Annotated in this window: 12 protein-coding genes and 1 pseudogene; 5 read left to right on the top strand and 8 right to left on the bottom strand. The window is 62.6% G+C overall.

Annotation, left to right across the window (positions count from 1 at the left end; translation table 11 throughout):
• Positions 1 to 464: 464 nt before the first annotated feature.
• The 5 genes from Q8N40_RS22960 to Q8N40_RS22980 are packed head-to-tail and all read left to right on the top strand — an operon-like array spanning position 465 to position 4,674.
• Positions 465 to 752, top strand: coding sequence for an acyl carrier protein (locus tag Q8N40_RS22960; protein ID WP_305713428.1), 288 nt, complete (start codon positions 465 to 467; stop codon positions 750 to 752).
• A gap of 9 nt (positions 753 to 761) precedes the next feature.
• Positions 762 to 1,232 (top strand): 3-hydroxyacyl-ACP dehydratase FabZ family protein, encoded by a 471-nt coding sequence (locus tag Q8N40_RS22965; protein WP_305713429.1) that lies wholly within the window; start codon positions 762 to 764, stop codon positions 1,230 to 1,232.
• On the top strand, positions 1,229 to 2,416 hold the full coding sequence (locus Q8N40_RS22970; RefSeq protein ID WP_305713430.1) for a beta-ketoacyl-ACP synthase: 1,188 nt from the start codon (positions 1,229 to 1,231) through the stop codon (positions 2,414 to 2,416). Before Q8N40_RS22965 ends, Q8N40_RS22970 begins: the two co-directional genes overlap by 4 nt.
• 27 nt (positions 2,417 to 2,443) lie before the next feature.
• Positions 2,444 to 3,721 (top strand): beta-ketoacyl-ACP synthase, encoded by a 1,278-nt coding sequence (locus Q8N40_RS22975; protein ID WP_305713431.1) that lies wholly within the window; start codon positions 2,444 to 2,446, stop codon positions 3,719 to 3,721.
• A 20-nt stretch (positions 3,722 to 3,741) separates the two neighbouring features.
• On the top strand, positions 3,742 to 4,674 hold the full coding sequence (locus Q8N40_RS22980) for a lipid A biosynthesis lauroyl acyltransferase (RefSeq protein WP_305713432.1): 933 nt from the start codon (positions 3,742 to 3,744) through the stop codon (positions 4,672 to 4,674).
• A gap of 108 nt (positions 4,675 to 4,782) precedes the next feature.
• Here the strand turns inward: Q8N40_RS22980 and Q8N40_RS22985 are convergent, their stop codons facing one another.
• From Q8N40_RS22985 to Q8N40_RS23020, 8 genes and pseudogenes are all read right to left on the bottom strand, one after another.
• Positions 4,783 to 5,889 carry a polyamine ABC transporter substrate-binding protein gene (locus Q8N40_RS22985; protein WP_371135795.1) on the bottom strand — a complete coding sequence of 369 codons (1,107 nt, stop codon included), beginning with the start codon at positions 5,887 to 5,889 and terminating at the stop codon, positions 4,783 to 4,785.
• 13 nt (positions 5,890 to 5,902) lie between these two features.
• The gene (locus Q8N40_RS22990; protein WP_305322260.1) at positions 5,903 to 7,066 is read right to left on the bottom strand and encodes an aminotransferase; all 1,164 of its coding nucleotides are present in this window, start codon (positions 7,064 to 7,066) and stop codon (positions 5,903 to 5,905) included.
• An 8-nt stretch (positions 7,067 to 7,074) separates the two neighbouring features.
• Positions 7,075 to 7,353, bottom strand: a complete 279-nt coding sequence (locus Q8N40_RS22995) for a rhodanese-like domain-containing protein (RefSeq protein WP_305322263.1) — start codon at positions 7,351 to 7,353, stop codon at positions 7,075 to 7,077.
• Positions 7,354 to 7,545: 192 nt separating this feature from the next.
• Positions 7,546 to 9,447: a potassium transporter Kup gene (locus Q8N40_RS23000; RefSeq protein ID WP_305713433.1), complete on the bottom strand. Its 1,902-nt coding sequence runs from the start codon at positions 9,445 to 9,447 to the stop codon at positions 7,546 to 7,548.
• Between the two features lie 164 nt (positions 9,448 to 9,611).
• On the bottom strand, positions 9,612 to 10,439 hold the full coding sequence (locus tag Q8N40_RS23005) for a flagellar motor protein MotB (protein ID WP_305321404.1): 828 nt from the start codon (positions 10,437 to 10,439) through the stop codon (positions 9,612 to 9,614).
• A 32-nt stretch (positions 10,440 to 10,471) separates the two neighbouring features.
• The gene (locus Q8N40_RS23010; protein ID WP_305321405.1) at positions 10,472 to 11,245 is read right to left on the bottom strand and encodes a motility protein A; all 774 of its coding nucleotides are present in this window, start codon (positions 11,243 to 11,245) and stop codon (positions 10,472 to 10,474) included.
• Between the two features lie 214 nt (positions 11,246 to 11,459).
• On the bottom strand, positions 11,460 to 11,828 hold the full coding sequence (locus Q8N40_RS23015) for a hypothetical protein (RefSeq protein ID WP_305713434.1): 369 nt from the start codon (positions 11,826 to 11,828) through the stop codon (positions 11,460 to 11,462).
• Positions 11,829 to 11,893: 65 nt separating this feature from the next.
• A pseudogene (locus Q8N40_RS23020) lies at positions 11,894 to 12,032 on the bottom strand (tripartite tricarboxylate transporter substrate binding protein BugD); the annotation flags it as partial.

Below are 12,032 nucleotides of genomic sequence, written 5' to 3' on the forward strand. Positions count from 1 at the left end.
ATGCTGGCGAACGTCGCCGCCCTCGCCTTCACCGTGGCGCTGACGGCGATCGGAATATGGCTGGCGATCAGCATCGCGGACCTGCGCAAGACCCAGGATTGCGTGCTGATGGGACGGCGCGACTGCGCCCAGATTTCGACGCCGCGCAGCATCAGCCTGTTCGGTTCCTGATTCAGCACTCGGCCGTAGTCGTTTGTTTTGACAGGCTTTCCTGACGCGAACCGGGTACCCGTCCGGGATCCCCTCAAGACAGGTCATCGCTCGAAAACGCCAGGGATTTTCGGCGCGAATCCGGCCGCTTTGCCGGGGAATCCGGCACCGCTGGCGGCCCGCTCCATTGAACTCAGGGCCTCGCTCCGATATACGGGCACTCGACTCCGGCCGGGGGCTGAGGCAATCCGGAGCGCCGCGCCCTCACTCCGTGCCGCCATCGGATTTACCTCCAATATATCAAAGGCTTAATGATGTCTTCTACCTTCGATCAGATCGCCACGATTATCGCCGAAACCTGCGACATCCCGCGCGACACGATCACGCCGGAGAGCCACGCCATCGACGATCTGGGCATCGACAGCCTCGATTTTCTCGACATCGCGTTTGCGATCGACAAGGCATTCGGAATCAAGATGCCGCTGGAGAAGTGGACCCAGGAGGTCAATGACGGCAAGGCGACCACCGAGCAGTATTTCGTGCTGAAAAACCTCGCCGCCCGCATCGACGAACTGGTCGCGGCCAAGACCGCGGGCGCTTAATCGCAGCCCATGAATCTTGATTATTTTCAGCTGATCGACCGCATCGTCGCGCTCGACCTCGAGGCCAGGACGATCATCGTCGAGGCCCAGGTTCCGCCAGCGCATACCATCTTCGAGGGACACTTCCCGGGCTTCCCGATCATGCCCGGCGTGTTGCTGACGGAGGCGATGGCGCAGAGCTCCGGCTGGCTGCTGCTCGGCGTTACCAAGTTCGAGCGCATGCCGTTCCTGGCGATGGTGAAGGAAGCCAAGATGCGGGGTTTCGTCAGTCCCGGCCAGCTGTTGACGATCGAAGCGAAGATCGAGCATGAAGGCTCGGGCTTTGCCGTCACCTCGGCCAAGGCGCGGGTCGGCGCCGAACTGAAGTGCAGCGCCACGCTCACCTTCCGCCAGATCCCGTTCCCCGATCCGTCCCTGCGCGTGCACATGGACGCCAAGGCCAACGAGATCGGCTTTCCGCTGCAGGCCATGACGCCATGAACAAGCCGAAGGAAGCCTGGATCACCGGGATCGGTATCGTCTCGTCGCTCGGCGAAGGGCTGGACGCGCATTGGGACGCCCTCCAGGCGCGCCGCATCAACGTCGATGAAAAGCGCTTCGCGCCCTACATCGTCCACCCGCTGGCGCCGGTCTCCTTCGACGCGCAGATCCCGAAAAAGGGCGATGTGCGCCAGATGGAAGCCTGGCAGCGCATCGGCACCTATGCCGCCGGGCTTGCGCTGGATTCCGCGGGGGTGAAAGGCAACCAGGAAATCCTCGGACGAATGGACATGATCGTCGCGGCCGGTGGCGGCGAGCGCGATGTCCCGGTCGATATGGCGATTCTCAACGCCTACATGAAGGGCAATTCCAGTCCCGCCTTTCTCAACGAACGGCTGATGAACGATTTGCGGCCGACGCTGTTTCTGGCCCAGCTCTCCAATTTGCTGGCCGGCAATATCGCCATCGTTCATGGCGTCTCGGGAACTTCCCGCACCTTCATGGGCGAGGAAGCGGCGAGCATCGATGCGGCGCGAATTGCGCTGGCGCGAATTGAATCCGGTCAAAGCGATATCGCGCTGGTGGGCGCGGCCCATAATGGCGAGCGCACGGATCTCATGATCCTCTATGAATTCGGCGACTTCAATCTCAAGAACAAGTTCGACCCGGTATGGGCGCGGGGCGAGCACAGCGGCTTCGCCATGGGCTCGGCGGGCGTGTTCCTGGTGATCGAATCCAGGGAGCATGCGGAAGCGCGCGGCGCCAAGCCCTATGCAAGGCTGGCCAACGTCGTCACCGATCTGGCGCAGCGCAAGCAGCCGGGCGCGGTGACGCGATCGCTGGCAGCCATGTGGTCCAGGCTCGGCAAGGTCGGCGACAACGGTGCCTTGATATCAGGCGCAACCGGCGTCGACCCGGTAACGTCGGAAGAGAAGGCCTTCTTGCGCGACCACCCCGATTGTCCGGTACGCTCCACCGGAACGTCGTTCGGCCACACCATGGAGACCCAGTTTCCTTTGGGCCTCGCGCTGGCGGCGTTGTCGCTGTCGCGCGGGGCGTTGTTTCCGCCCAATGATCCGACCGGTCTCGAGGTTGAAATGTCGAAGCCGCCAACCCAGATTGTGGTTGTCGGGGCCGGGCACTGGCAGGGCGAGGGCATGGCGCTGGTCGAGGCCATCAAGTAGAGACGGCGCGGGATCGACGGGGACATCATGACAGCACCACGCGACAAATTCGGCAGACCGATCGTCGTCGTTACCGGCATGGGCATCGTCACATCGCTCGGCGCCGGCAAAACCGACAACTGGAAGAAACTGACCGCGGGCGAATCCGGCATCCGCACAGTCACGCGTTTTCCGATCGACGGCCTCAAGTCGACGATGGCCGGGACGGTTGATTTCGTCACCGTCGAACCGTCCTCATCGACCGCGCTGACCGAGCGGCTCGCCGACGTCGCCACCGAGGAAGCGCTCGCGCAGTCCGGCATCGGCCGCAAGGGCGATTTTCCGGGACCGCTGTTTCTGGCGGTGGCGCCGGTCGAGGTCGAATGGCCGCAACGGATCGAAGTCGGCCGGGCGGTCGGCAAGATCGATTTCGACGTCAACGACGTGCTCGCGATCAGCGGCGGCGGCAAGTTCGCGCCTTATCATCACCGCTTCATGTTCGGCTCGGTTGCGGGTCATCTCGCCGGAAAATTCGGCACCAAGGGATCACCGATTTCGCTCTCGACGGCCTGTGCGTCGGGCGCCACCGCGATCCAGCTCGGCGTCGAGGCCATTCGCCGCGGCGAAACCGACGCCGCGCTGGTGGTCGCAACCGATGGCTCGGTGAACCCCGAAGCCCTGATCCGGTTTTCGCTGCTGTCGGCGCTGTCGACTCAGAACGATCCGCCGCAGGGCGCGTCCAAGCCGTTCTCGAAGAATCGCGACGGTTTCGTGATGGCGGAAGGCGCCGGTACGCTGGTGCTTGAAAGCTATGAAGCCGCCGTGGCACGCGGTGCGACCATCCTTGGCGTCGTGGCCGGCTGCGGCGAATTGACCGACTCGTTTCATCGCACCCGCTCCAGTCCGGACGGCAAGCCGATCATCGGCTGTGTCCACAAGGCACTGGACGATGCCGGTCTCACTCCCGAACAGATCGATCACATCAACGCCCACGGCACCGCGACGCCGGAAAACGACAAGATGGAATATATCGGCATCTCCGCCGTGTTCGGCGAGCGTGCCACGCAAATTCCGGTGTCGTCGAACAAATCGATGATCGGTCACACCATTTCGGCCGCCGGCGCTGTCGAAGCGATCATCTCATTGCTGACACTGGAACATCAGCGGATTCCGCCGACCATCAACTACGAAATTCCGGATCCTGCAATTCCCTTCGATGTGGTCGCCAACGTCGCCCGCGACGCGCGGGTCACCGCGGTGATGTCGAACTCGTTCGGATTTGGCGGCCAGAACGCTTCGCTGATCCTGACCCGCGAACCGATCTAGCGGTCGGCCAGCTTGTTCAGATGAGCCATCTGGTCCTTCGCACCAAACTCCGCCTCCGTAACGCGGCCAAGGCGCTGGGCGACGCCGCCGTCGGTGCGTTGACGATCGCCATGCTGCGCACCACCCGCTTCTTCGATCCGTTCAAGACCGCGAACCGGTTCGGCCGCGCCTTGCGATGGATCGGTCCCAGGCTGCGGGAAGACCGGATCGGCCGCGAGAATCTCAGGGCAGCCTTCCCCGAAAAGTCGCCGCAAGAGATCGAGACGATCCTGGCGGGCGTCTGGGACAATCTCGGCCGCATCGGCGCCGAGTTTGCCCATCTCGACCATATCTGGGATTACGACATCAATTGCCCCGAGAAGAGCCGGGTCGAAATCCCGCAGCGAACCCACGAATTGTTCGCCCAGCTCAAGAATGACGGCAAGCCCGCGCTGATCTTCGCCAGTCATCTCGGCAATTGGGAATTGCCGGCGCTGGCCGCGGTGGCGCACGGGCTGGATGCCGCCATCCTGTTCCGGCGGCCGAACAGCCAGTCGGCCGACCGCGCCATCGAGCGGATCCGCGCGGTGAAGATGGGCACGCTGATCCCGGCCGGCCGCGAGGCCCCGCTGAAGCTCGCGGAAGCGCTGCAAAAAGGCCAGCACGTCGCCATGCTGGTCGACCAGTATCTCACCAACGGGGTCGAGGTCACCTTCTTCGGCCGCAAGACCAAAGCCAACCCGATGCTGGCGCGGTTGCTGCGCCAGGTCGATTGCCCGATCCACGGCACCCGCATCATCCGCCTGCCCGGCAACCGCTTTCGCGCGGAACTTTCAGAAGAAGTGAAACCGGTGCGCGACGCCGAGGGGAAAGTCGACATTCAGGGCACCATGCAGGCAGTCACTTCGGTGGTCGAGGGCTGGGTCCGCGAATATCCGGAGCAGTGGCTGTGGCTGCATCGAAGGTGGCGGTAGCAACCCCATAGTCATTCCGGGGCGATGCAAAGCATCGAACCCGGAATCTCGAGATTCCGGATCTGGTGCTGGCGCACCATCCCGGAATGACGGAAGAGACAGCGAGCCCTACCTCCCCGTCTTCACCTTCGTCCACAACCGGTTGATGACACGCTGGGTTGCCGGATCGCGCGCGGTGATGACGAACAGTTTCCGGATGGTGGCCTCGTCCGGATAGATGTTCTTGTCATTCAGGATCTTCGGATCAATCAGCTTCTGGCTCGCCAGATTGCCGTTGGCGTAGGACAGGAAATCGGAATTTTTCGCCGCGACGTCGGGCCGGTAGAGGTAGTTGATCAGCTCATAGGCTTCGGCGAGGTTCTTCGCATCGGCGGGAATCGCCAGATTGTCGAAGAACATCTGCGCGCCCTCTTTCGGGATCGTATAGCCGATCTCGATGCCGTTCCTGGCTTCCGCCGCGCGACTTCGCGCCTGCATGATGTCGCCGGACCAGCCCACCACGAAGCAGATCTCGCCGGAGGCCATGGCGCCGAGATATTCCGACGAGTGAAATTTTCGAACATAGGGCCTGATCTTGCTGACGAGATCGGCCGCCTTGTCGAGGTCGGCCGCCTTGGTCGAGTTGGGATCGAGTCCGAGATAGCCCAGCGCCGCGGGCAGGATATCGTCGGCGGAATCCAGCATGTGAATGCCGCACTCCCTGAATTTTGCGAGATGCTCCGGCTTGAATACGATATCCCAGCTGTCGATTTTGGCGTCGGGCCCGAGCAGCTTCTGCGCCTGCTTGACGTTGAAGCCGATGCCGGTGGTGCCCCACATGTAGTTGGCGCCGTAGCTGTTGCCGGGATCGTAGTTGGCGAGCCGGTCGGTCACCACCGGCCAGGCGTTGGCGAGATTCGGCAGTTTCGACTTGTCGAGCCTGGTGAAAACCTTGGCGGTGATCTGGCGCTGCAGGAAATAGCCGGTGGGAACCACGACGTCGTAACCGGATTTTCCGGCGAGCAACCGCGTCTCCAGGGTCTCGTTGGCGTCGAACGTATCGTAGACGACCTTGATGCCGGTTTCCCTGGTAAAATCCTCCAGCACCCCCGGCGCCATGTAGTTCGACCAGTTGTAGAAATTGACGGTGCGCTGCTGTGCCTCCGCGGGGATCGAACACACCACCAGGGCCGCGACCATTGCTGCGGTGAACGGGAGGTAAGAGCGGCGGCGCATCCTTGTCGTCCTCCTAACGGCGATGCACCGCGTCCGACAGCCGCTCCAGCGCGGTGTCGAGCGTGGCATCGTTCTTGGAAAAGCAGAACCGCACCACCGAGGTCACCGGATTGTCTTCATAGAAGGCCGACACCGGGATCGCCGCCACCTTGTAGTCGGTGACGATGCGCTTGCAGAACGCCTCGTCGCTCTCGTTGAGCCCGAGCGGCGAAAGATCGACCGTGAGAAAATACGTGCCCTGCGATTTGAGCACGGGAAAGCCGATACTTTCGAGACCTTTGGTCAGCCGGTCGCGGCTGCGCGCCAGCTCCTTGCGCATGTCGAGAAAGTAATCCGCCGATTTGCCGAGGCCATAGGCGACCGCGACCTGCAAATTGGGCGCGGTGGTGAAGGTCAGAAACTGGTGCACCTTGGCGGCGACCCGCAACAGCGGCGGCGCCGCACAGACAAAACCGATCTTCCAGCCGGTCAGCGAAAAAATCTTGCCGGCGGAACCGACCTTGATGGTGCGCTCGCGCATGCCCGGAATGGTAATCAGCGGGATATGTTCGCGGCCGTCGAAGATCACATGCTCCCAGACCTCGTCGCAGATCGCGACCGTGTCGAATTCCTGACAGTACCGCGCCAGCAATTCGAGGTCCTCGCGCGGATAGACCACGGCCGCGGGATTGAGCGGATTGTTGAACAGCACGGCCTTGGTCTTGTGGTTGAAGACACCCTGCAGCGCCTCCTCGGTCAACCGCCAATGCGGCGGCTCCAGCCGCACCAGCCGCGGGATGCCGCCGGCCTGGCGGATGATCGGCAAATAGGAGTCGTAGACCGGCTGGAAGCACACCACCTCGTCACCGGGCTCGACGACCGCAAGGATGGCCGAGGTCAGCGCCTCGGTACCGCCCGACGTGACCATCACCTCGGTCATCGGATCGAGGTCGAGGCCGTGCCAGCGCCCGTAATGGGCCGCGATCGCCTGCCGCAGTTCCGGCAGGCCCATCATCGACGGATACTGGTTGTAGCCGTTCATCACGGCGTCCGCCGCGGCCTGCCTGATATCATCGGGCCCGGGATGATCGGGAAAGCCCTGGCCGAGATTGATGGCGTTGTTGTCGCGGGCGGCCTGCGACATCGCCTCGAAGACGGTGACGGGCAGATTGGCAAAAACCTTGTTCATGGACGTCATGGCTGATGTCAGCCGCCGCTCTTGGTCGGCAATCCCGCGGCCTTCCAGCCCAGTATCCCGCCGGCGAGATGCTTGTCGTAGGCAAAGCCCGCGGCCTGCGCCGCCAGCGAGGATGTCACCGATCGCTTGCCGGATCGGCAGGCGAAAACCACCTCTTTGCCCTTGGGATCCGGAATATCCTTCGCATCGAAGCTCGAGAGCGGAACGACGACGCCACCGGGGTAGGCTTCCGCGGCAACCTCATGGGTCTCGCGGACATCGACCAGCAAATAGCGGCCCTCCGCCATTCCCCTCGATACCTCTTCCGGCGTCAAATCGTGCACCCGATGACCCTGGTCCGCCACTGACAATCCTCCCAAAAATTCCGAGCAACGAGCGAATTCAACTGAAATCGAGCGGTCGCCCTTCGGCGCCAAACTCGCCTCTCGCGCCGGGAAAATCAAGCGCTGGAAGCCGATTTGGGAGAGGCCTGGAACGCCCTAGATAATCACCTGCGTCCCGACCTCGACGACGCGCCCGGTCGGGATCTGGAAATAGTCGGTGGCGTCGTTGGCCGACTTGCTGAGCCCGATGAACAAATGGTCCTGCCATTGCGGCATGCCCGAATGGGGGGACGGTTTCAGCGAGCGCCGCGAGACGAAGAACGACGTCGCCATGATATCGAACTGCCAGCCGAGCTTGCGCGCGATCACCAGCGCCTTCGGGACGTTGGGGGATTCCATGAAGCCGAAGCGCAGCCGGACGGTGGAGAACTTGTCGCTGATCTTTTCCATCCGGACCCGGTCGGCGACGTCGACGCGCGGCGTCTGCGCGGTCTCGATGGTCAGAATCACGTTGTGCTCGTGCAGCACCTTGTTGTGCTTGAGATTATGCAACAGCGCGGTCGGCACAAAACTGGGGTCGCTGGTGAGGAACACTGCGGTGCCCTTGACGATGTGAGGCGGCCGCTTTTCCAGGCTCTTGATCAGGTCATTGAGCGGCACCTCGATGCGCCGGGTCTTCAGGATCAGGATCGCGGCGCCGCGGCGCCAGGTCCAGACCATGCCCGCCATCAGGAGGCCGAACAGCAGGGGCACCCAGGCGCCTTCGAACAGCTTCAGCAGATTGGCGGTGAAGAACGTCATGTCGACGACGATCAGCGGCACGATCACCGCAGCAGCCGTGGCCGCTTTCCAGTTCCACAACTTCCAGATCACGACGAAACCCATGATGCCGTCCACGACCATGGTGGTGGAGACGGCGATGCCATAGGCGGAGGCCAATCCGCTCGAGCTGCGGAACAGCAGCACCAGCATCAATACACCGATCAGCAGCAGCCGGTTGACGCGCGGCAGATAGATCTGCCCGGCATGGGTTTCCGAGGTATAGCGAACCTCGAAGCGGGGCAAAAGGCCGAGCTGCACGGCCTGACGGACCAGCGAAAAGGCGCCGGTAATCACGGCCTGGCTGGCGATCACGGTCGCCGCGGTCGCCAGGATGACCAGCGGAATCAGCATGATCTCCGGAACCATCCGGTAGAACGAGTTCTCGATCGCGGCGGGATTGGCGAGCACCAGCGCGCCCTGGCCGAAATAGTTGATCAGCAGCGCCGGCAACACGAAGTAGAACCATCCGGCCTGGATCGGCTTGCGTCCGAAGTGCCCGAGATCCGCATACAGCGCCTCGCCGCCGGTCACCGCCAGAAATACCAGCCCCAGCGTCACCAGTCCGATGGTTCCGTGCGAGAACAGGAACTGGATCGCATACCAGGGATTGATCGCCGCCAGCACCGAGGGATCGTCGCTGATATGCAGCAGGCCCAGCACCAGTAGCGTGGTGAACCAGAGCATCATGACCGGCCCGAAAGCCGCCGCAACCCGGGCGGTGCCGCTGCTTTGCACCGAGAACAGCCCGACCAGAATCAGGACCGTCAGCGGCACCACATAGGGCACCAGCGCCGGCGTGACCAGCTTGAGACCTTCGACCGCCGACAGCACCGAAATCGCCGGCGTGATCATGGAATCGGCGATGAACATCGAGCCGCCAAGCACGCCCAGCGCCAGCAGCGGCCAGCTTCGGCGGCCGAGCGCGCGCTGACCGAGCGCCATCAGCGACAGCGTGCCGCCCTCGCCGTTATTGTCGGCGCGCAGCAACAGCAGCACGTATTTGGCGGTGACGACGACAAACAGCGACCACAGGATCATGCTGAGCACGCCGAGCACGATGTCGCGCGTCACCGGCCCGCCATGCGCCGCGGCGTGGACGGCCTCGCGAAACGCGTACAGCGGCGAGGTGCCGATATCGCCGAACACCACGCCGATACTTCCCAGCGTCAGGGCCCAAAAGCCGGTGGTCGCCGGCGCCGCCTCGTGGGCTTCGGTTGATGGATCGCTGGGAGTCATGAATGCCTGAAAACGCTTTGTTCGTTGATGTGACCCGGGCCGGCTATCGACGCCTTCCTGGCAAGCTTGTCAACCGATCTACCCTTAGCACCTTGCCGTGCAGAACCCGCCCGCAAAAGCGACTCCTGCACAGAAGGAAGCGGTATTCTGGTAGTGGAATCGGGCTATGGCTTCAAGCCAGGGGGCAGCGGCGGAGCTTCGCGCATCAACGTGATGGTCACGCGACGGTTGGCCGACAGCGTCGGATCGTCGGGAAACAGCGGCTGGCCGTCGGCTTTGCCCGAGACGGCGAAGATGTGGGACGACGGCACGCCTTCCCATTCGAGGATCTGGCGCACCGCGTTGGCGCGGTCCGCCGACAGGTCGAACGGCCCATACTCGTTTCGCGACGACACGAAGCCCGCCGCAGTGTGTCCGACGATCGAGATCCGCAGCGGCGTTGCCTTGAGCGGGCCGGCAAGCTTCTGGATCAACCGGCGGGTGCGCTCATACGGCGCCTTGGAACCGTCAGCAAACATCGAGCGGCCGTCCTGGTCGACGATTTCCAGGTTGAGGCCCGCATTGGTTTCCTCGAACATGATGTGCTTGGAGATTTCGGTCAGTTCCGGCATGTCCTGCAAGGCCTGCCGCAGCGAAGCCGAGGCCAGCGCGAATTCGCGGTCGATTTTCAGCCGCGCGCCCTGCGCGCGGGCGTTTTCCTTCTCGTCCGGTGTCGGCCTGTTGGAGGCTTCCTCGGGCGGAATATGCGCGGTGTTCTTCAGTTTTTCCCGGGTCGGCAGGCCATCGGACTCGATGATTCCGGAATAGCGCGCATCGGTCTGCACGCCGAACGCGTCGCGCATCGAGCCGGCGACGACCTTCAGCTTCGCGGAGTCCTGGGTGGAGAACGCGACCAGCATCACGAAGAATGCCAGCAGCAAGGCCATCAGATCGGCGAAGGTCACGAACCAGCCGTGCCCGCCATGTGCTTCTTCGCGTTTCTTCTTGGCCATGCTCTATGTCCGCGCCTGTATGTCGCCGTTGATCAAGCGGGAACCAGTTCGCTTTCCTCGTGACGATGTTTTTCAGGCAGATAGGCCAGCAGCATTTCGCGCACCAGCGTCGGGCTCTTGGAATCGCGGATCATCAGGATGCCGTCGATGATCAGCGTGCGGTTGGTTTCCTCGTCGATCAGCCGGCCATGCAGCTTGTCGGCGATCGGCAGACAGATCAGATTCGCCACCAGCGCGCCGTACAGCGTCGCCAGCAGGGCCACCGCCATGAAGGGACCGAGCTTCGAGGGATCCGACATGTTCGAGAACATCTGAACCATGCCGAGCAGCGTGCCGATCATGCCGAAGGCCGGCGCGCAGTCGCCGATGGCGCGATAGATCTTGGAACCTTCGTTCAGATGCAGCAGGAAATTATCACGGTCGCGCTCGAGATTGTCGCGGATGAATTCCAGATCATAGCCGTCGGCGACGTAGCGAATCCCCTTGGCGAGGAACGGCTCGCTGGTTTCGACCTTTTCGAGGCCGACCGGACCCTGCTTGCGCGCGATCTCGGCGATGCGGGCCAGTTCGTCGACCAGGTCGCGCGCCGAAAGGCTGCTCAGCTGGAAGGCGAGCTTGGCGCCGAGCGGCAAGCCATGGAGCATCGCCGACATCGGGAACCGGATCAGCGTAGCAGCGAACGAGCCGCCGAAGATGATGATGACGGCATGGATGTCGTAGAACATCCGGAAGTCGCCACCCATCAGGATCAGCGTAGATAGTACGATCACGCCGGCGACCAAGCCAAGCAGGGTAGCGATATCCATCATATACTCCGACGCGTACACGTACTCGACCGGCCGTTCTGGGCGGTGACGCCGCCCATCCGGAGCCGCGCAACAGGCACCCTACGTCGCTGCCATTAAAGACGCGTAAAGGTTAAGCGCCCGCAAGGCCGTAATAGATTGCACGGGCCACCGCGCGATGCAGCGGATCTAAACGTTTTGCTAACCATAAATTCGTGGGTCGCGGTCGACGCGGCTACCCGCGTGCAATGTTCAAAATTCGGTCAGTACCGCTGAAAAGCCGAAATTGGCACGCGAATAAGGGGGTTCCCAATGCTTGCTCGACGGCACTATCAACATCCCAATCGCTTTCCTTGAGCCAAGCCAAAGCGTGTCCGAACCCAACGTCCTGGAATGCGTCCAAAGTCAGTTGGGTTTCTCCAGCATCAATTATCAGGAAGCGCAGGCTCGCTGTTTTCCGGGACCATCGCTGAAATGAACCTGTCCGGCTCCCGCTGTAGTCCGCCATTACCGCGAGTCGGGTTATCTCGGATTTTTCTACGCTAACGGTTTCGCGCCACAGCTTCTTAGCGAGAAGTGCGTTTTTCCCGATCAAAATCTTCATGGCTCATGGACCGTGGGACCTTCTTGCCGCCCATCGTAACGGTAAGACTGCTGCCGTCGCCATCCTCACTGCGCCTGCACGCCGATCCCGGCCGCCTTGATGATCGGCCACCATTTCTCGATCTCGGCTTTCTGGAACGCGGCGAGGCCTTCCGGCGTCTGCTGCGCGCGGGGCGCTACGTCGAGCCCGAGTTCGGTAAACCGC

Origin of the sequence: Bradyrhizobium sp., assembly GCF_030693485.1 — a bacterium.
Lineage (GTDB): Bacteria > Pseudomonadota > Alphaproteobacteria > Rhizobiales > Xanthobacteraceae > Bradyrhizobium.

Coding starts and splice junctions, on each gene's coding strand:
- Q8N40_RS22960 (WP_305713428.1), top strand. CDS start 465: ATGTCTTCTACCTTCGATCAGATCGCCACGATTATCGCCGAAACCTGC.
- Q8N40_RS22965 (WP_305713429.1), top strand. CDS start 762: ATGAATCTTGATTATTTTCAGCTGATCGACCGCATCGTCGCGCTCGAC.
- Q8N40_RS22970 (WP_305713430.1), top strand. CDS start 1,229: ATGAACAAGCCGAAGGAAGCCTGGATCACCGGGATCGGTATCGTCTCG.
- Q8N40_RS22975 (WP_305713431.1), top strand. CDS start 2,444: ATGACAGCACCACGCGACAAATTCGGCAGACCGATCGTCGTCGTTACC.
- Q8N40_RS22980 (WP_305713432.1), top strand. CDS start 3,742: ATGAGCCATCTGGTCCTTCGCACCAAACTCCGCCTCCGTAACGCGGCC.
- Q8N40_RS22985 (WP_371135795.1), bottom strand. CDS start 5,889: ATGCGCCGCCGCTCTTACCTCCCGTTCACCGCAGCAATGGTCGCGGCC.
- Q8N40_RS22990 (WP_305322260.1), bottom strand. CDS start 7,066: ATGACGTCCATGAACAAGGTTTTTGCCAATCTGCCCGTCACCGTCTTC.
- Q8N40_RS22995 (WP_305322263.1), bottom strand. CDS start 7,353: ATGGCGGAGGGCCGCTATTTGCTGGTCGATGTCCGCGAGACCCATGAG.
- Q8N40_RS23000 (WP_305713433.1), bottom strand. CDS start 9,447: ATGACTCCCAGCGATCCATCAACCGAAGCCCACGAGGCGGCGCCGGCG.
- Q8N40_RS23005 (WP_305321404.1), bottom strand. CDS start 10,439: ATGGCCAAGAAGAAACGCGAAGAAGCACATGGCGGGCACGGCTGGTTC.
- Q8N40_RS23010 (WP_305321405.1), bottom strand. CDS start 11,245: ATGGATATCGCTACCCTGCTTGGCTTGGTCGCCGGCGTGATCGTACTA.
- Q8N40_RS23015 (WP_305713434.1), bottom strand. CDS start 11,828: ATGAAGATTTTGATCGGGAAAAACGCACTTCTCGCTAAGAAGCTGTGG.